Consider the following 22,433-nt stretch of genomic DNA (forward strand, 5'->3'; position numbering starts at 1 on the left):
TGCTCCGGTTATGGCGGCAGGGCAGCGGGTAGTGATCAGACATGCGCGACAACGAGTACCCGACCCCCGTGTCCGACACCGAGGCGCAAGGGCTTCCCGACACCGCCGATGACGACTCGACCGCCAACGACGACGTGCTCACCGGGCGCGAGGCGGACGGCCCGGACCCGGCCCAACTGCCCGGCGACCGGACGCCGGTGGCGGTGGACCGGTTCGGTACGACCGCCGAGGAACAGCTCGACGGTGAGTCGTTGGACTACAAGCTCGACCGGGAGGTCTACGAGCGACCGGCGGACGACCCGCTGGCCGGGACGATCGACCCGAAGATCGCCTTCGAGGCCGACAACCTGGAAGCCGCGGCAGAGGCCCAGCTGGACGCCGACGTGATCGACCCGGGGCCCACCTCGGACCCGAACTCGCCGGTCTCCCTCTACGACCATGGCCAGCTCGGCACGGTGGCCGACGCCACGGTGGGCCGGCTGGTGGAACCGGACGAGGGGTCGCACACCGACCAGGAGACCGACTCGGTGGCGTACGACGCCGGTTCCGCTGGCGGCGGGGCGACCGCCGAGGAGTTGGCCATCCACGAGACGGAGCCGCCGCGCTCGGTCTGACCCGGGTCAGTCGCTCAGCTCGGTCTGACCCGGGTCAGTCGCCCAGGCCGCGTTCGATGGCGTACCGGGTCAGCTCGACGCGGTTGTGCAGTTGCAGTTTGCCCAGGGTGTTCTGCACGTGGTTCTGCACGGTGCGGTGCGACAGCCCGAGCCGCTGCGCGATCTGCTTGTAGGACACGCCCTTCGCCACCAGCCGCAGCACCTCCGTCTCCCGGTCGGTGAGCTGGGGCGTCACGGGCCCCGCGCTGCCGGCCGGGTCGGTCCCCTGTCCCGGTCCGGCGGCCAGCCGGCGGTACTCGCCGAGGACGAGCCCGGCCAGGCCGGGGGTGAAGACCGCCTCGCCGGCTGCGGTGCGGCGGACCGCATCGAGGAACTCGGCGGGGGCGGTCGACTTCATCAGGTAGCCGGTGGCCCCCGCCTTGACCGCGTCCAGCACACTCTGCTGTTCGCCGCTGGCGCTGAGCATCAGCACCCGCACGTCGGGCAGCGCCGCGCGCAGCCCGAGGATCACCTCGACGCCAGAAACGTCCGGTAACTGCAGGTCGAGGACGACCACGTCGGGCCGGGCTGCGGCGGCGATCCGGATGGCCTGTCGCCCCTCCCCGCTGGTCGCCACCACCAGGAAACCGGCCTCGGTCAGGTCCCGGGCCACACCCTCGCGCCACATCGGATGGTCGTCGACCACCATCACCCGGGTCGGGTTCACCGCCGCGTCCTCGGCACGGTCAGCTCGATCTCGGTGCCGGCCTCGGGGGCGGACACGATGCGAACCGTCCCGCCCAGCTCGGCCACCCGGCCCCGGATCGACTGGGTCACGCCGAGCCGGCCCTGAGCGGCCGCCTCGGCCAGCCGGCCGTCCGGAATACCCGGCCCCTCGTCGCGGATCGACACGGTCACCGTCGCCCCCTCGTCCTCGATCAGCACCCAGGCCCGCCCGCCGGCGTGCCGCCCCACGTTGTCGAGCGCCGCGCCGGTCGCGGCGGCCAACTCTCCGGCCACCCGTCGAGGCAGCGGCACCGGGGTGGCCGGGGCGGAGAGCGCCACCGCCGGGGAGGCGTACCGGCCGAGGAGAGTCCGCAGGTCCACTGCGGCGGCCTCGGGGCCGTCCGGGTGCACGGCGGCGGTCGGGCTGGCGCCGGCGATCAGCGCCCGCAAGGCGACCTCCTGCTCGCCGGCCAGACGGGCCAGCTCGCCGGCCTCGCCGGGCAGGTCAGCGCCACGACGCTGCACCAGCGCCAGCACCTGGAGCACCGAGTCGTGGATGCCGCGGGCCAGCCGCTCCCGCTCCCGGGTGGCGGCCTCCAGCTCCACCGCGCGTTGCAGCCGTTCCTCGGCGCTCGCCGCGAGCCGGGCCATGTGCCCGACCACCACTCCGGCGAGCAGCATCAGGATCACCCCGGTGAACGAGGACTGACCTATCCGCTCCCGGGTGGTCAGGTCCGCGCCGGCGACCAGCAACGCCGCGATCGTGCCGCGCCGGCGGCCACCCGAGACGGCCCAGGCCAGCACCGGGCCGGCCATCCAGGCCACCCCCATGGTGGGTACGCCGGTGGCGAGCGCCGCCCGACCGACCACCCACGGGGTGGCCAGCACGACGGCCAGCACCACCCCGAGGTCGGCCAGCAGCAGCGGCCAGCGCCGCCAGGCCGGTCGGGCGTACCCGATCGCGGTCACGCCGGTCCAGATGATCATCACGAGGAGCAGCGTGCCGACGGCGTACGGGTGGGCGTACCGGTCGGAGTCGCGGATCGCGAGCACGCAGACGTACGCCAGGGACGCCAGCCGGAAAACGGTGAGCGCACGCCACAGCGGCACCTCGAATCCACCTGGCGGCGACGGCATGGCGGTCAGGATGCCACAACCGGGCCAGTGGCACGGCGAGCAGTGAGTGCGGTTCGGGAAACCCTGACGTACGGTGGAAAAGCCGCGAAGTACTCCGAGATCCGCCGCCAGGACGGGCCCATGACCAACGCAGATCCGCACGCACCGCGTACGGTTGTGCCCATCGAACCTGCCCTCCTGATCGCCGACGCCTTCGACCAGGCCCAGGTGACCGAGATTCGACACTCGGTCACCTCCTGTGCGCACGCCTCCGGGCTCGCCGGCCAACGGCTGGACGACTTCGTGCTCGCGATCAACGAGTTGATCACCAACGCGGTGCGGCACGGCGGCGGGCGCGGATGGCTGCGGCTCTGGCACGAGTCGAGCCTGCTGGTGTGCGAGGTCGCCGACCACGGGCGCGGGATCAGCCCACAGCGGTTGGGCGACCGCACTCGGCCGGCCCCGGACACCGCCGGCGGTTGGGGCCTCTGGCTGGCCCGCGAGCTGACCGACGCCATGGAGGTCGTCACCAGCACCGCCGGCACCACAGTCCGCGTCACCACCGGCCTCACCAGCCCCAACCACACCCCGAACTAACCCACCCCCCCTGCCCCACCCCTCTGCCCCACCCCTCGCCCCGCGCCCCTCGCCCCTCGCCCCGCGCCCCTCGCCCCTCGCCCCGCGCCCCGCGCCCCGCGCCCCCGCCAACCCCGGCGATCTTGCACTTACTGTTGCGACAAAACCACCCAGACCCGCATATCTCGGGGACAGGAACCGCAAGATCGCGGGCTGGTCGCGGGGACGGGGACGGGAGGGTTAGGCGAACAGCGCCGAGACGGACTCTCCGTTGTGGATCCGGCGCATGGCTTCGGCCAGGGCAGGGGCCACCGACAGGACCTGCAGTTTGGGGACCCGCTTGGCGGCCGGGATGGGCACGGTGTTGGTGCAGACGACCTCCAGGACGCCGTCCTGGTCGCTGAGCCGCTGCAACGCGTCACCGGAGAAGAGCCCGTGCGTGCAGGCGAGCCGGATCGAGCGGACCTTCAGGCCGCGCAGATGCTCCATCAGCTCGACCACCGTGCTGCCCTTGGCGATCTCGTCGTCCAGCACGATGACGTCCCGGTCGGTCACCTCGCCGATCACCGCGCTGATCTTGACCAGGTCGTCGCTGAACCGCTGCTTCGCCCCGGCCGCGACCGGTGTGCCGAGCAGCCGGGCGAAGGCCGCCGCCTCCTTGGCGTTGCCCAGGTCGGGCGAGACCACCACGGTGTTGCTCAGGTCGTAGCGCCGGAAGTGGGTGGCCAACTCCCGCAGCGCGTGCAGGTGATCCACGGGAACGCTGAAGAAGCCGTGCACCTGCGGCGAGTGCAGGGTCATCGCGAGCACCCGGTCCGCCCCGGCCGACGTGAGCAGATCGGCGACGAGCCGCGCACCGATCGAGATCCGCGGCGCGTCCTTCTTGTCCGAGCGGGCGTACGCGTAGTGCGGCAACACCACGGTGATCCGGCCGGCGGACGCACCCCGCGCGGCGTCGATCATCAGCAGCAGCTCGACCAGGTTCTCCTGTACCGGCGGCACCAACGGTTGGATCAGGAAGACGTCGCGCTCCCGGCAGTTGGCCTGCAACTGCACTTCCAGGCAGTCGTTCGCGAACCGGGACACCCGCACCGGAAGCAGCGGCACCCCCAGGTGGGTGCAGATCTCGGCAGCAAGGTCGGGATGGGCAGTTCCACTGAAAACGGCGATGTCGCGCACGTTCGCACATCGTAGGCGAAGTGGCCGGTGGTGCCCGGCGGCGGGCCGAATCCGGCCGTGACGCCTGTCGCACCGCGCCGCCGGTCCGGGTACGGTGCTGCGGGTGACCCCCCAGTACGTCGCCGCCATCGACCAGGGCACCACCTCCTCGCGGTGCATCGTCTTCGACCGGGCCGGGGAGATCGTCGCCGTGGCCCAGCGCGAACACCGGCAGATCTTTCCCCAGCCCGGCTGGGTGGAGCACGACGCCGAGGAGATCTGGGACAACGTCCAGCAGGTGGTCTCCGAGGCGCTGCGGGCCGCCGGCACCGACGCGGCCGGGCTGGCCGCCGTCGGCATCACCAACCAGCGGGAGACCACAGTCGTCTGGGACCGGGCCACCGGCCGCCCGGTGGCCAACGCCATCGTCTGGCAGGACACCCGGACCGGGCCGCTGCTGCGCGAGCTGGCTTCGGCGTACGGCGAGGAGCGGTTCCGTACCCGCACCGGCCTGCCGCTGGCCACCTACTTCGCCGGGCCGAAGCTGCGCTGGCTGCTCGACGAGGTCGACGGCCTACGCGAGCGCGCCGAGCGCGGCGAGGTGCTCTTCGGCACCATGGACAGCTGGCTCATCTGGAAGCTGACCGGTGTGCACGTCACCGACGTGACCAATGCCAGCCGGACCATGCTCATGGACCTCACCACCCTCGACTGGGCCCCGGACCTGCTGGACGCGATGGGCGTTCCGCCGGCGATGCTGCCGGAGATCCGCTGCTCCGCCGAGGTGTACGGCCACGCCAACGGCGTGCTCGCCGGAGTGCCGGTGGCCAGCGCGCTCGGCGACCAGCAGGCCGCCCTGTTCGGGCAGACCTGTTTCCAACCGGGCGAGGCGAAGTGCACCTACGGCACCGGCAGCTTCCTGCTGCTCAACACCGGTGCCAGCCCGGTCCCGTCCACGCACGGCCTGCTCACCACGGTCGCCTACCGGATCAAGGGCCAACCGCCCGCGTACGCCCTGGAGGGCGCGATCGCGGTCACCGGCTCGCTGGTGCAGTGGTTGCGGGACAACCTCGGGTTGATCTCCACCGCCGCGGAGGTGGAGGAGCTGGCACGCACCGTCGACGACAACGGCGGCTGCTACGTCGTACCGGCGTTCTCCGGACTGTTCGCCCCGCACTGGCGCAGCGACGCGCGCGGCGTGATCGCCGGCCTGACCGGCTACATCACCAAGGGGCACCTGGCCCGGGCGGTGCTGGAGGCATCGGCGTGGCAGACCCGCGAGGTGGTCGACGCGATGGACGCCGACTCCGACGTGGCGCTGCGCCGACTCCGGGTGGACGGTGGGATGACCGCGAACGGGCTGCTCATGCAGTTCCTCGCGGACGTGCTCGACGTGCCGGTGGTGCGTTCCCGGATCACCGAGACCACCTGTCTGGGTGCCGCGTACGCGGCCGGTCTGGCGGTCGGTTTCTGGCCCGATCTGGCCACCCTGCGGGCCCAGTGGCGCTCCGACGCGCAGTGGGAGTCGACGATGGCTCCGGAGCTGCGCGACCGGGAGCTGCACAACTGGCGCAAGGCCGTGCAGCGCACCCTCGACTGGGTGGAGTGACCGCCAGCCCGGCGGTCACTCCCAGCGGTTGCCGGTGAGCTTCTCGTAGACGTCGATGTAGCGCGCCCGGGTCGCCTCGACCACCTCGGCCGGCAGGTCCGGGGCCGGGCTCTGCTTGTCCCAGCCGGTCCCGGTGGCCCAGTCCCGCACGTACTGCTTGTCGTAGGAGAACTGCACCCGACCCGGCTGGTACGACTCGGCCGGCCAGAACCGCGACGAGTCGGAGGTGAGCAGCTCGTCGGCGAGGACCAGCGTGCCGTCCGGCGCCCAGCCAAACTCGAGCTTGGTGTCGGCGACCAGGATGCCCCGGTCGGCGGCCAGCTCCGCGCCGCGCCGGTAGACGTCGAGGGTGATCTGCCGCAGTCGCTCGGCGGTCGCCTCGCCCACCTTGTCCACCATGTCGTCGTACGTGATGGGTTCGTCGTGCTCGCCCATCGGCGCCTTGCTCGACGGCGTGAAGATCGGCTCGGGCAGGATCGACGCCTCGCCCAGCCCTCGCGGCAGTGGTACGCCGGAGACGGCGCCGGTCCGCTCGTACTCCCGCAGGCCGCCGCCGGTGAGGTAGCCGCGAGCGACGCACTCGACCGGGAGCATGTCCAGCCGCTGGCAGCGGATGGCCCGCCCGGCGAACTCGGCGGGCACGTCGGTGGCGGAGATGACGTGGTTTGGCACCAGGTCGGCGAGCTGCTCGAACCACCACAGCGAGAGTGCGGTGAGCAGGCGACCCTTGTCCGGGATCGGCGTCGGCAGCGCAACGTCGTAGATCGAGATGCGGTCCGAGGCGACCAGGATCAGGTCCTCGCCGTCGGCGTAGATATCCCGAGCCTTGCCTGAGTGCAGAAGTTCCACGCGCCCTAGTACACCATGTGCCATCGGAGTGCCCGATTCGACCACCCCACCCGGGGGGTGACCGGACGGACGTTGACACCTTCGTGCGCCGCCTGCGTGAATGGTCCGACCCACGACCCCGCAGGTCCAGGAGAGCCCCGTGCCCGTTGTTCGACCCCCGATCGACCGCCTCGGCGCCGACCCGGGCCGGCGCCGACTGCTCACCGCGCTACTCGGTGCGCCCCTGCTCGCGTCCGGTGGGCTGGCGGGATGCAGCGACGGCGCCGCCACGTCGACGCAGAACGGGCCGATCGAGCTGTCGGTCTTCTGGTGGGGTGGCGCCAAGCGGGCCGAACTCACCGAGAAGGCGCTGCGGCTCTACTCGGAACGGAACCCGCGGGTCACCTTCCGGGTCACCTGGCAGGGTGCCGACGGCTACTACGACCGACTGGCCTCGCAGGCGGTCGGTGGAAACGTCCCGGACCTGATCCAGATCGACGACGCGATGCTGACCGAGTACACCCAACGCCAGATTCTCCTCGACCTCACCGACCGGGTCGCCGACCACCACCTGGATCTGCGGGGCCTGTCGGAGGGCCTGATCCGCTACGGCACGGTGGAGGGGCGGACGATGGCGGTGGCCGCCGGGCAGACCCACGCCGCCGTGGTCTTCAACCGGGACCTGCTGCGGGAGCTGCGAGTGCCGGAGCCACGCGGTGGAATGACCTGGGCCGAGTACGTCTCCTGGGCGGAACAGGTCACCGAGGCCAGCGACGGCCAGGTGGCCGGCACCATCGACGCGTCCGGTGACTACCGGGCGCTCTGGCTCTGGCTGCGCTCGCAGGGCGGCGAGTTCTACCGGGGCAACCAGCTCGGTTTCGGCGCGGACGAGCTGATCGGGTGGTTCGAGCTGTGGCAGCGGGCCCGCAGTGGACGGGCTACGCCGGGCGCGGCGCTGGTCGAGCAGGCCGACAGTGGAGAGCCGGCGCGGCAGCTGGTGGTGACCGGGTTGACCGCCGCGTCCTTCGCCTGGTCGCACCAACTGCCGGAGCTGCAACGACTCACCAAGTCCGAGTTGGGCATCGTCGGTCTCCCCGGCCCGCCGGGCGCCCAGTGGGCACGGGCGTCGATGTACTGGTCAGCGTTCCGAGGAACCCGCCACCCGGACGTGGTCACCGACGTGATCAACTTCTTGACCACCAACGGTGAGGTCGGCACCGTCCTCGGCCACGAGCGTGGGCTGAACGCCAGTCTTCCGGTCCGTCGCTACGCCGAGGGCAGCATCACCGACCCGGCCCAGAAGCGGGTCGCCGCGTTCGGCGCCAGCATCGACGACCTGCTCGGGCCCGCACCGGCGCCACCGCCCAAGGGGCACCCCAAGGTACGCACCCTGCTGGTCACCGCCGCCGAACGCATCCGCGTCAGGCGCGACGGCACCCGTGAGGCCACCGCGCGCTTCCTGTCCCAGGCCATCGCGGCCCTCGCGGTGTGAGCACCGGCGGCCGGCCGGGGGCCGGCCGCTGGTGACCTGTCGTTGCCTTTCGGCCGATCAGCGGGGCGGACCGCCCCGGCGGTTGCGGGTCAGCCGCAGCACCAGGAACACGATGATCGCGACCACCACCAGGCAGCAGAGCAGGCCGAGGACACCGAAGCCGCCACCGCTGCGTCGCCGCCGCGCGGCCTCCACCACCAGCTCGCCGGTGCCCGTGGACGCCCACGCCGCGACGGGCACGAAGACCGCCAGTACGACCGCACCGAGGACGGCGCTCAGCCGGCCCCACCACTTACCAAAAGAAGACATGTGCCCATCTTCGCCGAAGGGCGCAACCGGGGCACGTCGGTCCACACCGAATCATGGGATCGGAAAGCTCGATGCCGGTGAGCCGCCGACGAGACAGTCCACTCGCCGGCACCTCGACGTACGAGGCTTCCGGACAGGGTGGCAGATCACGCGCTGCCCCACCGGGAGCCTCGTCCTCAATCGAGCATCGACAGGCGCTGACCGTCAGCCCTGCCGTCCACCGATCCATACCGAGCCCTTGCCCGGACCAGCCCGGCCGACCAGATCGTGCCGTTCGACTTCGACCATGTCGGGTCACCGGTAACGGTGACTGCTGGCCGCAGATCCGTAGCTCCAGCGGCCCGCCAAGGTGAAGGAACCAATACCAGTAGACGAACGAATGCGCCCGAAAAGGATCAAAGCCCCGTCCCATTATCGGGGCGGGGCTTTGATCCTTACTTCCTTCGTAGCGGGGACAGGATTTGAACCTGCGACCTCTGGGTTATGAGCCCAGCGAGCTACCGAGCTGCTCCACCCCGCGTCGACTGGTTAACCTTAACCCATCCGTCCCGGCGATGATCAGCGGGGGGTCCACAACCACTGCGGACGCCCGCGCCCAGGAATGTCGAAAGCCCGCCTCCGATAATCCGGAGACGGGCTTTCGAACTGGTGTTTCTCTCGTAGCGGGGACAGGATTTGAACCTGCGACCTCTGGGTTATGAGCCCAGCGAGCTACCGAGCTGCTCCACCCCGCGTCGGCTCGTTAACCGTAGCGCACCACCCCCGGGCACCGCAAAACGACATCCGAATCCACCGGAACGCGGTCCGGCACACCGAGGTCAGTCAAGCCAGGCCTCGATGGCGGCGACCGCTCGGCGACTGTCCGCGTCGACCTGTGTCCGCGGGCTGGACCCGGTCTCCCAGCCGATCTCCCAGAGGACGGTCACGACGTCGCCGACCCGGATCACCCGAACCAACCGGACCTCGTCTCCGCCGGTCGGGTCGCCGTTGATGTCCAGATTCGGCCTCCGCGTCTCGAGCAGCACCGACTCGTCGCCGTACCCGTCGCTGCCGAGCAGGCGCTGATACATCTCACCAAGTTCACGCGACATCAGTGGGCTCCAATTCCACGCTGGCGAGATCGGGCAGCAACGCGGCGAGCCGCGACCGGCCGCGGGACAGCCAGGACTTCACCGTGCCGACGGGCACGCCGACCTCACGGGCGATCTCTTCCACCGACATGTCGAACAGGTAGTGCAGAGCCAACGCCTGCCGGTGGTTCGCCGGCACCTGGCGCAGAGCCTGAAGCAGCAGCACGCTGTCCTCACTGGGCGGCCCGACCGCCGGTGGCGGCCCCGCCAACCGCAGCGCCCCGCGCAAGGTGCGCAACCGACGCCACCGATCGGTCGCCAACCGGGACACCACCAGCCGCAACCACGCCTCCGGCGCAGGATGCGCCGACAGTCGCCCCCAATGCCGCCAGGCCCGGGTGTACGCCTCCTGCACCAGATCCTGCGCTCACTGTGGTCACCGGCCACCGCATAGCCGTACCTCGCCATCCGCCGCGAAGTGCTGCGGTAGAACTCATCGAAGCTCTGCGCGTCCCGCACGAATGTCCTCCCTCGTTCCCACCCCGTTGACTTGAGGACGGGCGACCGGTGTCACGGGTTGCGGTCAGCCGGACCTTTCGGCGAGGCGTATGCGGGGCACCCGCCCGGACACGAGGGAGCCCCCGCCGTCAGGACCGGGTGTGGTCCGACGACGGGGGCTCCGAGAGGAACTCCGGGCGGTGGCGGGTCAGCCGCCGGCGCTCGGCGACGGGCCGCCGCTGGGCGCACCAGACGGGTTGGCGGCCTGCTGCGCCTGCTGGAACGCGGTGAGCGCCTCGTCCAACGCCTTGAGCGCGCGACCGTACCGCTCGAAGTCGCCGGACGTCTGCGCGGCCCGGACCTCGGTGATCGCGGTCTGCACCCGGTCCGCGGCGGCGGCCAGGTCACCGGTCGGCGGCGGGTTGCCGGTGCCGGCGCTCGGCGTCGCCGAGGGGGTCGCAGTAGGAGTCGGAGTGGTCGGGGTCGTCGGGTTACCCCCGGTGGTCGGTGGCGGCGACGTGCCCTGCCCGGCCTTCTTGCCCTGCTCGACCAACTGCTTGATGCCGTCGTTGATGTTGTCGGCGAGCGCCACGAAGGAGCCACCGTCACCGTACGAGAGCAGCACCTTCTGCAGCAGCGGGTACGCATCCTGCTGGTTGCTCTTCACGTAGACCGGCTCGACGTAGAGCATCCCGTCGGCGAAGGGCAGCGAAAGCAGGTTGCCGTACTGCACCTGCGCCTGGTTGCTGGAGAGCAGGTTGAGCTGCTGACGGATGTTGGCGTTGTTGGTCATCTGTTGGTGCACCTGCACCGGGCCGGAGATCCGGGTCTGATCCGGCAACTCCAGCACCTCCAACCGGGGCTTCCCGTCGACGTACGACCCGGAGATCAGTGCGGCGAGGTTCTGTCGGCCGTTCGGGGTGACCGCGGAGGTGAGCTGGAACCGCGGGCCCTCCTGCCCCGGGAACTGGGTGAACAAGTAATACGGGGGCTGCTTCTGGCCGCTGTCCGGAGCGTCCGGCACGTTGGGCACCTGCCAGAAGTCCTGTGCGGAGTAGAAGTCGCCCGGGTTGGTCACGTGGAACTTGGTGAGCAGGTTGCGCTGCACCTTGAACATGTCCGCCGGGTAGCGCAGATGCTCGGTCAGCTCGACCGGGATGTCCGCCTTCGGCAGCACCAGGTCACCGCCGAACGCCTTGTTCCACGCCTTGAGCACCGGGTCGGTGTCGTCGTACTCGTAGAGCTTCACGGTGCCGTCGTACGCGTCGACGGTGGCCTTCACCGAGTTCCGCATGTAGTTGACGTTCTCCCGGGCCAGCTGGAAGGTGCCCCGGTTGGTCAACTCGTCGGTCGTCTCGGTCTGCAGGTTGACCCGCTCGGCGTACGGGTAGGTGGCCGCCGTGGTGTAGCCGTCGACGATCCACTGCACCCGACCGTCGACAACCGCCGGGTACGGGTCGCCGTCTAGGGTGAGGAACGGCGCGACCTTCTCCACCCGGTCCCGCGGGTTACGCACGTAGAGCAGCCGGGAGTCCTTGTTGACCGCCTCGGAGAGCAGGAAGTTCGACTCCTGCTCCTTGATGGCGTACAGCAGCCGCCGGGTGAAGGAACCGATCTTGACGCCGCCCTCACCGGTGTAGGTGTAGGACTCGCCACCACCCTCACCGACCGGCCGGTCGAACTCGGCCTTCTTGTTCGGGTCGGCCTGACCCACGATCGCGTAGTCGTCGGCCGCCATCCGCTCGCCGTAGTAGATGCGCGGCTGCTTGGCCGGGATCTGCTCGGTCTGCGAGGAGCACGCCTCCTGGGTCTTCTCCCCCAGGAAGCCGGAGACGAAGAACGGCTGCCCGCCGCAGACCACCTGGTTGGCCGGGGCGGCCACCAGCCCGTACCCGTGGGTGTAGACGGTGTGCCGGTTGATCCAGGTGTTCTGCTGGTCGGTCAGCTCGCCGTAGTTGATCTCCCGGACGCCGACCACGTAGTCGGAGACCTTCCCGTTCACCCCGTAGCGGTCGATGTCCAGCTTGGGGCCGAAGTCGTAGAAGCCACGCACCTGCTGGAGCTGGGTGTACGTCTCGCTGACCAACTGCGGGTCGAGCAGCCGCACGTTCGACACCACCGAGACGTCGGTGGCCAGGTTCCCCGGTGGGGTGAGGTTGCTCGCCGCGTACGGGGTGGTCTCGGTGGCCCCCAACCCGAACGCCGCCCGCGTCGCGTCGATGCTGCGCTGGATGTACGGCGCTTCCTTGTCCTTGGCGCTCGGCTTGACCTCGAAGGTCTGCACCGCCCAGGGGTAGATGCCGCCGATGGCCACCGCGGACACGCCGAGCAGTGCCAGCGAGATCCCCGGCCAGACCAGGTTCCGCATCCAGGCGTTGGAGAAGACGACGATCGCGATCGCCACCACGATCGAGATGTACGCCAGGATCTCCTTCGCCGGCAGCAGCGCGTTGACGTCGGCATAGCCGGCGCCGTACAACTTGGCGCCCTCGTTGTACTCCAGCAACATCGCTCGCCGGTCCAGCACGTACGCGATGGCCTTCAACAGCACGAAGACCGCGATCAGGCTGCTCAGGTGCGCGCGAGCCGCGTTGCTCATCCGGTCCCCGACGCCCTGCAGGCGGACCCCGCCGAAGAGGTAGTGCACCGCCAGCGCACCGATAACGGCCAGCACCACCGCGGTGAAGGCAACCCCGAGCAGGTAACGCCAGAACGGCAGTTGGAAGACGTAGAAGCCGATGTCCACCCCGAACTCCGGGTCCTTGATCCCGAAGTCACCGCCGTTGCGGAAGAGCAGCCACTGGTTCCACCGGTTCTGCGCGGAGATGCCGGCGAAGAGCCCGACCACCGCGGCGGTCAGCGCGATCCAGGTGCCGAGTCGCGGGCTGAGCGCGATCCGGTAGCGCTCCAGAGTCGCCTGCTCCACGGAGTGCGGACGCAGTCGCGGGCGCAGCCGGTACGCCAGCCACAGGTTGCCACCGACGACCACCGCCATGCCGAGACCGACGGCGAGGAAGAGCAACAGCCGGGTGAGCAGGACACCGGTGAAGACCTCGGTGTAGCGAACCTCGTCGAACCAGAGCCAGTCGGTCCACGCCTGGACACCCCAGCCGAGCAGGGTGAAGAGCACGAACACCCCGACCAGGACAGCGATGGTGACGCGCCCGCGCCGGCTCATCCTCGGAAGGGGGCTGCTGCTACGCATGACCACTGTTGGCTCCGCACGCTCGATGTGATCGGCTCCGACCAGGCACCCAGAGTACGGGGTGTTCCTGAGCGTGTCGGGGCACGGTCACACCGGTCAACAGCGGGTCGGCTGACCCCCTGCGCGCAACGTTTCCAGAGCGGTCATCGCTTCGTCCAACGAACCCACCCGAAGCAGCGGCAGACCGGGCTGCGGATTGCGGACCGCCTCGGCGCAGTTGTCCGCCGGCACCAGGAAGACCTTGGCCCCGGCGCGCTTCGCGCCGACCAACTTCTGCGCGATTCCGCCGATCGGGCCGACGGTGCCCTCGTCGTCGATGGTGCCGGTGCCGGCGATGACCTGGCCGCCGGTGAGGTCGGCCGGGGTCAGCTTGTCCACGATCCCCAGGGCGAACATCAGACCGGCGCTCGGCCCGCCGATGTCCCCCAGGTCGATGCCGAGGGTGAACGGATGCGGCTGCTGCTGATCGATCTCGACACCGATCCGCGGTCGGCCGTCCTGCTCACGACTGGTCACCGTCGCCGTGGCCGACGCGCCGTCACGGATGTAGGCGACGGTCAACGCCGTGCCGGCCGGCTTGGCCCGGACCAGCTCGGTGACCTTCGCGGCCACCGGCACCGGCTGACCGTCGACCGCGGTGATCACGTCGCCGACCTTCAGCAACCCGGCGGCCGGGCCATCCCCGGCCACCGTCTTGATCACCACCTGCACCGGAAAGCCCAACTCCCGCAGCGCGGCAGTCTCCGCGCTGGTCTGCGACGCCTTGAAGTCCTCGGCGTTGCGCTGCTCGACCTGCTCGGTCGACTCCCCCGGCGGGTAGACCAGCTCACGCGGCACCACCGCCTCGTCGTCGGAGAACCAGCCCGCGATCGCCCCGCGCAGCCGCACCGTGGGCTGCACCCCCACCGTGGTCAGCCGCAGTTGGCCGGCGGAGGTCGAGGTTTCCCGCCCGGAGACCTGGATGACCTCCTTACCGTCGGCCGTGCCCAAGGTGTTGACCGTCGGGCCCGGACCGAGCACCACGTACGGGATCGGCACCCGGAGCACCCCGATGCTCAACAGGGCGGTGAACAGGGCACCGAGCAGGACCGTCAGGCCACGACGTCTCATGCCGCAGAGCGTACCGACCGGCTGAGCGCGATCTGCCGGATGCGTCGCTCGACTTCGCCCTCAGCGCAACGCCAGCGCCGCCGACCTGGGGCGCGGCCCGCGTACCGTAGACGTCGTGCCTGATATTCCGTTCGGTTTCGCGCTCCCGGGTGGGCAACCACCAGACCCCAACGATCCCGCGCAGATGCAGCAGTTCATGTCGCAGTTGCAGCACCTGCTCTCCGCGCCGGGCACCGGTCCGGTCAACTGGGACCTGGCCCGGCAGGTAGCGGCCAGTCAGCTCGCGGCCGTCGGCGACCCGGCGGTGTCACCGTATGAGCGCAACGCGGTCGAGGAAGCGCTGCGCCTGGCCGACCTGTGGTTGGAACCGGCCTCGGCATGGCCGTCGGGCATCCAGTCCCCGGTCACCTGGAACCGCAATGAGTGGATCTTCAAGACGCTGGACGTGTGGCGCAAGCTCTGCGACCCGGTCGCCAGCCGAATGGTCGGCGCGATGGGCGACCTCGTGCCGCCGGAGGCACGCGACCAGCTCGGCCCGATGCAGTCGATGGTGGCCACCCTCGGTGGCGCGCTCTTCGGCGGTCAGCTCGGCCAGGCCCTCGGCTCGCTCGCCGCGGAGGTGCTCTCCGCCGGCGACATCGGGCTGCCGCTCGGCCCGGCCGGCACGGCCGCGCTGATCCCGGCCAACATCCGCGCGTACGGCGAAGGCCTGGAACTTCCCGAGGATGAGGTACGCCTCTACGTGGCGCTGCGCGAGGCCGCCCACCAGCGGCTGTTCCAGCATGTCCCGTGGCTGCGTGGGCATGTGCTCAGCGCCGTCGAGATGTATGCCTCGGGCATCCGGGTCAACCGGGAGGCGATCGAGGAGGCGATGGGCCGGGTCGACCCGACCGACCCGGAGTCGATGCAGGCGATCGCCCTGGAGGGCATCTTCACCCCGGAGGACAGCCCGGCGCAGAAGGCCTCACTGGCCCGACTGGAGACCGCCCTCGCCCTCGTCGAGGGCTGGGTGTGCCACGTCGTGGACAACGCCGCCAGCGACCGGCTGCCCAACGTCGTCCGGTTGGGCGAGGCCTTCCGCCGTCGCCGGGCCGCCGGCGGTCCCGCCGAGCAGACCTTCGCCGCACTTGTCGGCCTGGAACTGCGCCCGCGCCGACTGCGTGAGGCCGCAGCGCTCTGGGCCGCGCTCACCGAGCACCGCGGCATCGAAGGCCGGGACGCTGTCTGGGGCCACCCGGACCTGCTCCCCTCGGACGACGACTTCGCCGACCCGGTCGCCTTCGCGATGAACGACATGGACCTGAGCGAGCTGGACAGCTTCGACTTCACCGCTCCCGGCGGGGCGGAGGAGAAGGCCCTGGGCCAGCCCGACGAGACCGACGGCGAGGGCGACGCCAAGCCCTGACGCCGGTACCCGGGTGCCTGCTCTCGTCGACGACGGGCACCCGGCGTACCGGTGGGCTCTGCCCCGAGTCCGCCCATGACTCGGACCTGGCCCGACAGGTGGCAGTTCCGCCATCGCTTCACCCTGCCCGAGGGGACCTTGACCGGCGCGTAGCCGACGTAGGAAACCCGGACCAGCGCAAGGCCGACGCCGGTACCCGGACCAGCGCGTAGCCAACGCAAGAAACCCGGACCAACGCGAGGCCGACACTGGTACCCGGACCAGCGCATAGCTGGGGCCGGGGACCGGACCCGGCGGTAGCCGGCGCCGAGAATCCGGACCAGCGCGTCGCCGATGCCGAGGCGCGGCCCTGCCGAGGCGCGGCCCTGCCGAGGCGCGGCCCTGCCGAGGCGCGGCCCTGCCGAGGCGCGGCCCTGCCGAGGCGCGGCCCTGCCGAGGCGCGGCCGGTTAGGCGGGTTGGCTGGTCAGATGGGTCGGCCCGAGCCCGAGAGGAGGGCGCGGGTCGCATCCCAGCCCTCGAAGGCCGGGTCCAGCGTGGCCAGGTCGGCCGGCCCGCGCAGCCGTCGCCAGCCCGCGGTGACCGCTACGTCCCCCGGGCGAGGGGCACCGGAACGTGCGTCAGCTGGCATCGCGGTGTCCAGATCCAGCGGGGGCAGCCAGCCCGGCACGGGCAGTCGCACAGCCACCCCGAGCAGGCCTGGGCCGCCGCCCTCGACCGGAGCCACCGCGACCGGTCGGGTGGTGAGCGGACGCAGCAGCTTGCCGACGGTAAGTGCGGGCAGGTCGGGCACGTCTCCGGCGAGCACCGCCGCCTGGTCGTAGTCCTCCAAGGCGGCGAAAACGGCGTTCGGCGTCGGCTCGGTCACCTCGTACACGGCCGTGCCGGGCCACACCAGTGCGTCGGCCAGAGCACGATCGGCCGGGGTCACCGCGACCGCGACCTCGACCTCGTTGAGTGTGGCGAGCAGGTCGATGACATCTTCTGCGAGAGCCGCTCGCCACTGCGCACGGTCGACGCCGGGCGGCGACCAGTGGACCGGTCCGAGCAACGCCACCACAACTCGTCGTGCCACCTCCCGACCCTAGCGCTCGACCCGGCCCAGACCTGACCCCGCCCAGCCAGCCCTACTCCGGCAACCCGCCCCGGCCCGCCCCGGTCCGGCCCGTGACCCCGCCGACCCGACCTAGCCCTCCGGGTCCAGCCGGTGGCCTCGCCGGCCCGCCCTGACCGGTCCCGCCTCGGCCGTGACCCCGCCGAATCCGACCTGACCAGTTCCGGTCAGGCCCGCCCGCCTGTGACCGTCGCCAGCCCGACAGGCCCGGCCAACCTCGGCCCGTGACCCCGGCTACCCGGTCCGGCCTGCCTGCCTGCCTGCCGTGAACACGCCCGTTATGGTCGCTTGATCCCGCCTTGAGGCGAATCATCTGACCGCATCTGGCGAGGTTTGACCTGCCGCCACCCAGGCCCGAGGTGTGATCGACTCCGTTTCGGCGATGTGGGGCTATCCCAGCGCGGGGATACCGCCACATCGGGGATATGGAGTCGATCAAAAAGGTTTCGCCGCAACCGCCCCAGCAACGTCGCTGCTGAGAGCCGATTTGTCTGAATAGGGGCTACACCGAAGGTCCAGCGCGGACAAACGGGCGGTCGGAACCCATGGGCACAACGACCGGCCGGACGGGCGGGCACAACGAGCCCGTGGGCAGGCGGATGCGCGGGCTCGGACAGGCGGGCGCACGGACCGACGGACGAACAGGAGCGACGCGCGCACCAGACCGACGGGCGCACAAACCGGCGAACGACGGTGGGTCAGGTTGCGACTGGGGCGCCGGAGGCAGCGGCAACGCCCTCCAGGTAACCGCGGGCGCGTTCCGCTTTGGGATAGCGGCCGACCAACGCCCAGAACCGGGCGTTGTGGCTGGGCACGATCAGGTGCGTCAGCTCGTGCAGCAGCACGTAGTCGATCACCCAGTCGGGCATTTCCTGAACGCGGTGCGAGATCCGGATGCTGCGGTCGGCAGGGGTGCAGGAGCCCCAACGGCCGTTCTGGTTGGTGACCCAGCGGACGCTGGCGGGCACCGCCTTCGTGGCGTACTCGGCGAGGTAGAGGTCGATGAGTCGGGTGGTTCGGGCCAGCAGTTCGGCGTCGGAGCGGGCTAGGCGCCCCTCCCGTGCGGCGAGCCGGGCGAGCATCCGGTCGACCCACTCGCTCTCCTCGGCACGGGAGAACTGGTCCGGGATGAGGACGACGACCCGCTCACCGTCACGGTACGCAGACACCGTGCGTCGCCGGCGCTGACTGCGCCGCACCTCGACGACCGGCTTGCGCGTCCCCGCCATCACTGGCCCGCGCAGCCTCGGCTACGTGTCACGAAGGAAAGCTAATGCGTACTGACCAGGGGTCCGCAAGAGTCAACCGCACGACACGCGCCCAGAAAATGGTGATTGGTCGCCTGGCGTCCCGAAAATTTCTTGACCGCGACGCCACCGCAGCGCCGCCCCGCCATCTCGTCACCCTTCGTGAACACCGAATGGCGCCGACGCGCGGCACCCCTCCACCGTAGGTGATCACCGTCCCGGACGCTGTCGCGGGGGCACCCGCACGGGTGGCTGTGAGGGTTTGGTCGGCGTGTCCCCGCCAAACTGACTTATCCGACCTATTTCGCCATGCACACTTCCGACGTCGACTTGCTCACAGTGTCGATGCACAGCTGACATGGAACTGCCCAGACCTGGGTAGGGTCCGCGGACCAACGGTCACGAAGGTGGCCGTGGAGTGAGACCCAGCGCCGGCGCCCCGTGTGGCCCGCCGCCGGGCACCCCGCCGGGACGGCAATGACCGGCGGACGAGACGAGGAGGGCACCGTGGCCGACCAGGCCCAGACGACCTACAACGGTTACTGCGTGAAGTGCAAGGAGAAGCGGGACTTCGAGGGGCACGTCGAGGTCTCGAAGACCGGAATGAACATGGCCAAGGGCAAGTGTCCGGTATGCGGAACAACAGTGAACCGCATCCTGGGCAAGGCCAAGGTCTGATCCTCACGGATGGCGGGGGTGGGGCGGCCGGTGGTCGCCTCACCCCGTTGCCGTTTCGGAATGTCGGCGCCCTGACGGGTCGCCGACGGGGTGTCGGGTGACCGACAGCCCTGCCGGTGGGCTGTGGAAAACCCGCCGAATCCTGTGGACAACGCAGGACAGGGGCCCGGCCGACCTGTGGACAACGATCGACCTAACGCGAGGACGTGGCCACCATTCGTGACCATGAGCCGCACCGTACTGCCCCGCCCCACGCTGTTGCCCGGCCTCAACCGGCTCTGGCGAGACCGACACACCCTTCAGCTCGGCGTCGGCCCCGGGCCTGCCGTGCTGCTGGAGCTGGCCAATCCCCGCGCCGCCCATGTGCTCGACCTGCTCGACGGCACCCGCAGCGAACGCGCAGTGCTGGCCCAGGCGGCCACCGCCCGGGTGACCACCGACGACGCGCGTACCCTGCTCGACGCCCTGCGGGCGGCAGGTCTGCTGGTGCCCGCGCAGAGCCTGCTCCCCCGTGACCTGGCGGGCGTGGTCCGTGCCCGGCTCACGGCGGAGGCCTGCGCGCTGGCCCTGACCGCCGCTCGACTGCCCGGCACCCCTGCTCAGGTCCTCCGTCGGCGGCGGGTCGCCCGAGTCGTGCTCACCGGTGCCGGGGCGCTCGGCGGGCCGCTCACGGTGGCGTTGGCCCAGTCCGGCGTCGGGCAGGTGATCCCGCTGCTCACCGGGCCGGTACGTCCCGTCGACCTGGTCGGCACGGGCATTCCCGCCACCGAGCTCGGCCACCCGCTGGCACCGGCGGTGCGTGCCGCGGTCGACCGCCTCGCGCCGGGCACCGGGACCCAGCCGGGCCGGACCGGCCGGGTGGATCTGGTGATCCAGCTCGGCACCGACCGGCCGCCCGCGCTGCTCGCCGCCGGTCTCGCCCAGCGTCGGCAGCCACACCTGCTTGTCACCCTGCGCGAGGGCGTACCGGTCGTCGGGCCGCTGGTCCGCCCACCCGCCGGACCCTGCCTGCACTGCGTCGAGCTGCACCGGGCCGACCGCGACCCGGACTGGCCGCGGCTCGCCGCCCAACTCGCCGCCGCCGACCCGGTCGCCGCCGGCGCGACCGGCACTCTGCTCGCGGCCATCGGGTACGCGCTGGCCGAGGCGCTGACGCAGCTCGACGGCGGGCAGCCGGAGACCCTGGGTGGGGCCATGGAGATCACTGGTGCCGGCCGTTTCCGTCGCCGGGGCTGGCCGCCACACCCGGCGTGTGGGTGCTCGCAGGGACGAGTGTCCGCACCAGCCCAGCCGCAGAGCAGCAGCGGGGCCCTCCGGTCGGTAACAATGACCGGGTGACCGACATCCCGCGCCGCGCCGTGTCCCGCACCGCCAAGCTCGCCGCCCTGCCGCTCGGCTTCGCCGGCCGGACCGTTCTCGGCATGGGAAAGCGCGTCACCGGGCTCGCCTCCGACGTGATCTCCGCGGAGATCCAGCAGCGCACCGCCGAGCAGCTGTTCAGCGTGCTGGGCCAGCTCAAGGGCGGGGCGATGAAGTTCGGCCAAGCGCTGTCGGTGTTCGAGGCGGCGTTGCCGGAGGAGATCGCCGCGCCCTACCGTCAGGCGCTCACGAAGCTCCAGGAGGCGGCGCCACCCCTGCCGATCGCCAGCGTGCACAAGGTGCTGACCGAGCAGCTCGGCCCTGACTGGCGGGACCGGTTCGTCGAGTTCAACGACGTCCCGGCCGCCGCCGCCAGCATCGGCCAGGTCCACCGGGCACGGTGGCGGGAGCCGGGGTTCGACGAGTCGGGCGCGCCGAACAGCCGCGACGTGGCCGTCAAGATCCAGTATCCGGGCGCCGGGGAGGCGCTGCTCGCCGACCTGAAGCAGCTCTCCCGCCTGGGCGGGATGTTCCGGGCCATCCAGCCCGGTCTGGACGTCAAGCCGCTCCTGGTCGAGCTGCGCGAGCGGATCACCGAGGAACTGGACTACGAGTTGGAGGCCGAGTCGCAGCGCACCTTCGCGGCCGCGTACGCCGACGACCCGGAGATCTACATCCCGAAGGTGATCCACGCGGCGCCTCGTGTGCTGGTCACCGAGTGGGTGACAGGCACCCCACTGGCTGACATCATCCGCGAGGGCACCGAGGAGGATCGGGACGAGGCGGGCCGGTTGATGGCCACCCTGCACCTCTCCGCGCCGCAGCGGGCTGGGCTGCTGCACGCCGACCCGCACCCGGGCAACTTCCGGCTGCTGCCCGACGGTCGACTCGGGGTGATCGACTTCGGGGCGGTGGCCCGAATGCCGGAGGGCACACCGGAGCCGATCGGTCGCATCGCCGCGCTGGCCCTGAGCGGCGATGCCGACGGGGTGGTGGCGGGGCTCCGGTCGGAGGGCTTCATCGGCTCCGCGGAGGAGATCGACGCCGAGGGCGTGCTCGACTTCATCCGTCCGATGTTGGAGCCGATCGCGGCGGACGGGTTCCGGTTCACCCGGGCCTGGCTGCGGGGAGAAGCGGGCCGTCTGGCGAGCCCCCGCTCCCCCACGTACCAGCTGAGCAGGCAGCTCAACCTGCCGCCGTCGTACCTGCTGATCCACCGGGTGACGCTCGGATCGATCGGGGTGCTCTGCCAGTTGGAGGCGAAGGCCCCGTACCGGAGCATCCTGGAGCGCTGGCTGCCCGGCTTCGCCCCGGTTGCCTGACGACGTGACGAAGGGCGGGTGCCGGTCGGCACCCGCCCTTCTGCGTGGGGTGGTACTAGAGAACGCCCAGGTCGCGCGCCGTCTGGTTGCGGCTGTTCATGGCGACGGTACGGGCGGATCGGGTTGCCTCAGTGCTCGTGGTGATACGACCGGCCTGAGGCCGGCGCATTCGAGCCCGGGACAACGCTTCGTGGAGTAGTTGCATCTCGAAGGCTCCACTCGGGAGGTTGAACATCGTCTTCTCGCTCACTGCCGGTGTGACACCGGCGTAGTTGGTACGGGTCGGGAACATGTCAGGCTGCCAGCCGGACCGCGCCACGCACCTCGGACAGCCCGGTGGCCGCCAAGCGTGCCTCGGCCTCGACCCGAAGCGCGGCGTCGCGGGCGACGTCCTCCTTACGCGGACGGCCACGGGGCCGCTTACGCGGGACAACCGCGCCACGCTCGAAGATCTCGCCGCCCCAGACGCCCCACGGCTCGGCCCGCTCCACCGCCCCGGCCAGGCACTCGACGCGCAGCGGGCAGTCCCCGCAGAGCGACTTGGCCAGCTCGAGCTCGGCAGGCGAGTCGGAGAACCACAGGTCGGGGTCGAACTTCCGGCAGGGCAGGTTCGCCTCCATCTCGACGCTCACGTCGAGGGGGGCCAACGCCAGACTCATCTCCCGGTCACCTCTCTCTCACTTCGATCTCGTGGATCGCATTCCGACGTACTTACGGCGGGCAAAAAACTGAGGCCGCGGATCCCGGTAAGCGGGTTCCGCGGCCTCGAGGTGAGCCGGTGTCTGATGGTCAGACCGGTTTACCTCGAGGTGGAACGCCGCGGACATCCATGCGCTTCTTGGCGACCCGGATGCCATTGCCCGTGAAGCCACTGGTCCCTTCGACTCCGGTGGGCGCGACGGTCAGGGTCAGCTCGGACTGAACCTGGTGCACCTGCGGAACCGACGGTCGTGCAGCCGCGAGGGCCACCCGGACAGCCGACAGCGGAGCGCAGACAGACGGCATCGCCGTCAGACGCTC

Annotated in this window: 21 protein-coding genes and 2 tRNA genes; 8 read left to right on the forward strand and 15 right to left on the reverse strand. The window is 70.8% G+C overall.

What is annotated here, in order from left to right:
- The first annotated feature begins 41 nt into the window (after positions 1–41).
- Complete coding sequence (locus C7C45_RS10690) at positions 42–614, forward strand: DUF5709 domain-containing protein (protein WP_110563479.1); 573 nt, start codon at positions 42–44, stop codon at positions 612–614.
- Positions 615–648: 34 nt separating this feature from the next.
- Here the strand turns inward: C7C45_RS10690 and C7C45_RS10695 are convergent, their stop codons facing one another.
- Positions 649–1,302 (reverse strand): response regulator, encoded by a 654-nt coding sequence (locus C7C45_RS10695; protein WP_110563597.1) that lies wholly within the window; start codon positions 1,300–1,302, stop codon positions 649–651.
- A gap of 14 nt (positions 1,303–1,316) precedes the next feature.
- The gene (gene macS, locus C7C45_RS10700) at positions 1,317–2,456 is read right to left on the reverse strand and encodes a MacS family sensor histidine kinase (RefSeq protein ID WP_110563480.1); all 1,140 of its coding nucleotides are present in this window, start codon (positions 2,454–2,456) and stop codon (positions 1,317–1,319) included.
- A 120-nt stretch (positions 2,457–2,576) separates the two neighbouring features.
- Here macS and C7C45_RS10705 point away from each other — a divergent pair, with 120 nt between their 5' ends.
- On the forward strand, positions 2,577–3,032 hold the full coding sequence (locus C7C45_RS10705; protein WP_110563598.1) for an ATP-binding protein: 456 nt from the start codon (positions 2,577–2,579) through the stop codon (positions 3,030–3,032).
- Positions 3,033–3,251: 219 nt separating this feature from the next.
- Here the strand turns inward: C7C45_RS10705 and C7C45_RS10710 are convergent, their stop codons facing one another.
- Entirely contained in the window at positions 3,252–4,190 is a 939-nt protein-coding gene (locus C7C45_RS10710; RefSeq protein ID WP_110563481.1) for a ribose-phosphate diphosphokinase, read from the reverse strand.
- 103 nt (positions 4,191–4,293) lie between these two features.
- On the opposite strand from C7C45_RS10710, the gene glpK reads away from it, so the two are divergent.
- Positions 4,294–5,778 (forward strand): glycerol kinase GlpK, encoded by a 1,485-nt coding sequence (glpK, locus tag C7C45_RS10715; RefSeq protein WP_110563599.1) that lies wholly within the window; start codon positions 4,294–4,296, stop codon positions 5,776–5,778.
- A gap of 15 nt (positions 5,779–5,793) precedes the next feature.
- Here glpK and C7C45_RS10720 read toward each other — a convergent pair whose 3' ends face one another.
- Positions 5,794–6,627, reverse strand: coding sequence for a phosphoribosylaminoimidazolesuccinocarboxamide synthase (locus C7C45_RS10720; protein WP_110563482.1), 834 nt, complete (start codon positions 6,625–6,627; stop codon positions 5,794–5,796).
- 139 nt (positions 6,628–6,766) lie between these two features.
- Between C7C45_RS10720 and C7C45_RS10725 the strand changes: the two genes are divergently transcribed.
- Complete coding sequence (locus C7C45_RS10725) at positions 6,767–8,098, forward strand: ABC transporter substrate-binding protein (RefSeq protein ID WP_244200325.1); 1,332 nt, start codon at positions 6,767–6,769, stop codon at positions 8,096–8,098.
- Positions 8,099–8,155: 57 nt separating this feature from the next.
- Here C7C45_RS10725 and C7C45_RS10730 read toward each other — a convergent pair whose 3' ends face one another.
- The 7 genes from C7C45_RS10730 to C7C45_RS10760 all read right to left on the reverse strand — a co-directional run bounded on the left by C7C45_RS10730 (position 8,156) and on the right by C7C45_RS10760 (position 14,290).
- Complete coding sequence (locus tag C7C45_RS10730; protein ID WP_110563484.1) at positions 8,156–8,407, reverse strand: hypothetical protein; 252 nt, start codon at positions 8,405–8,407, stop codon at positions 8,156–8,158.
- Between the two features lie 446 nt (positions 8,408–8,853).
- Positions 8,854–8,927, reverse strand: a tRNA-Met gene (locus C7C45_RS10735).
- 140 nt (positions 8,928–9,067) lie between these two features.
- Positions 9,068–9,141 (reverse strand) — tRNA-Met (locus C7C45_RS10740).
- Positions 9,142–9,225: 84 nt separating this feature from the next.
- Positions 9,226–9,498, reverse strand: coding sequence for a hypothetical protein (locus tag C7C45_RS10745; protein WP_244200326.1), 273 nt, complete (start codon positions 9,496–9,498; stop codon positions 9,226–9,228).
- Positions 9,488–9,892, reverse strand: a complete 405-nt coding sequence (locus C7C45_RS10750) for an RNA polymerase sigma factor (protein ID WP_425271127.1) — start codon at positions 9,890–9,892, stop codon at positions 9,488–9,490. The genes C7C45_RS10745 and C7C45_RS10750 overlap by 11 nt, the downstream gene beginning before the upstream one ends.
- 291 nt (positions 9,893–10,183) lie before the next feature.
- The gene (locus tag C7C45_RS10755) at positions 10,184–13,180 is read right to left on the reverse strand and encodes a UPF0182 family membrane protein (protein ID WP_110563600.1); all 2,997 of its coding nucleotides are present in this window, start codon (positions 13,178–13,180) and stop codon (positions 10,184–10,186) included.
- Positions 13,181–13,276: 96 nt separating this feature from the next.
- Positions 13,277–14,290 (reverse strand): YlbL family protein, encoded by a 1,014-nt coding sequence (locus tag C7C45_RS10760; RefSeq protein ID WP_208641123.1) that lies wholly within the window; start codon positions 14,288–14,290, stop codon positions 13,277–13,279.
- 184 nt (positions 14,291–14,474) lie between these two features.
- Here C7C45_RS10760 and C7C45_RS10765 point away from each other — a divergent pair, with 184 nt between their 5' ends.
- Positions 14,475–15,695 (forward strand): zinc-dependent metalloprotease, encoded by a 1,221-nt coding sequence (locus C7C45_RS10765; protein ID WP_110563485.1) that lies wholly within the window; start codon positions 14,475–14,477, stop codon positions 15,693–15,695.
- Between the two features lie 464 nt (positions 15,696–16,159).
- Here C7C45_RS10765 and C7C45_RS10770 read toward each other — a convergent pair whose 3' ends face one another.
- Entirely contained in the window at positions 16,160–16,768 is a 609-nt protein-coding gene (locus C7C45_RS10770; protein ID WP_110563486.1) for a glycosyltransferase family protein, read from the reverse strand.
- 737 nt (positions 16,769–17,505) lie between these two features.
- A complete protein-coding gene (locus C7C45_RS10775; RefSeq protein ID WP_110563487.1) occupies positions 17,506–18,036 on the reverse strand; it encodes a M48 metallopeptidase family protein in 531 nt (176 codons plus the stop codon).
- A gap of 525 nt (positions 18,037–18,561) precedes the next feature.
- Between C7C45_RS10775 and C7C45_RS10780 the strand changes: the two genes are divergently transcribed.
- From C7C45_RS10780 to C7C45_RS10790, 3 genes are all read left to right on the forward strand, one after another.
- Positions 18,562–18,732: a DUF5679 domain-containing protein gene (locus tag C7C45_RS10780; protein ID WP_167457767.1), complete on the forward strand. Its 171-nt coding sequence runs from the start codon at positions 18,562–18,564 to the stop codon at positions 18,730–18,732.
- 225 nt (positions 18,733–18,957) lie between these two features.
- A complete protein-coding gene (locus tag C7C45_RS10785; RefSeq protein ID WP_110563488.1) occupies positions 18,958–20,070 on the forward strand; it encodes a TOMM precursor leader peptide-binding protein in 1,113 nt (370 codons plus the stop codon).
- Entirely contained in the window at positions 20,067–21,413 is a 1,347-nt protein-coding gene (locus C7C45_RS10790; RefSeq protein WP_110563489.1) for an ABC1 kinase family protein, read from the forward strand. Before C7C45_RS10785 ends, C7C45_RS10790 begins: the two co-directional genes overlap by 4 nt.
- A 293-nt stretch (positions 21,414–21,706) precedes the next feature.
- Here the strand turns inward: C7C45_RS10790 and C7C45_RS10800 are convergent, their stop codons facing one another.
- Positions 21,707–22,072, reverse strand: a complete 366-nt coding sequence (locus C7C45_RS10800) for a WhiB family transcriptional regulator (RefSeq protein ID WP_110563491.1) — start codon at positions 22,070–22,072, stop codon at positions 21,707–21,709.
- Positions 22,073–22,202: 130 nt separating this feature from the next.
- Positions 22,203–22,418 carry a hypothetical protein gene (locus C7C45_RS10805; protein ID WP_425271130.1) on the reverse strand — a complete coding sequence of 72 codons (216 nt, stop codon included), beginning with the start codon at positions 22,416–22,418 and terminating at the stop codon, positions 22,203–22,205.
- Positions 22,419–22,433 lie beyond the last annotated feature (15 nt).

It is taken from the genome of Micromonospora arborensis (assembly GCF_003205615.1).
GTDB classification, from domain to species: Bacteria; Actinomycetota; Actinomycetes; order Mycobacteriales; family Micromonosporaceae; genus Micromonospora; species Micromonospora arborensis.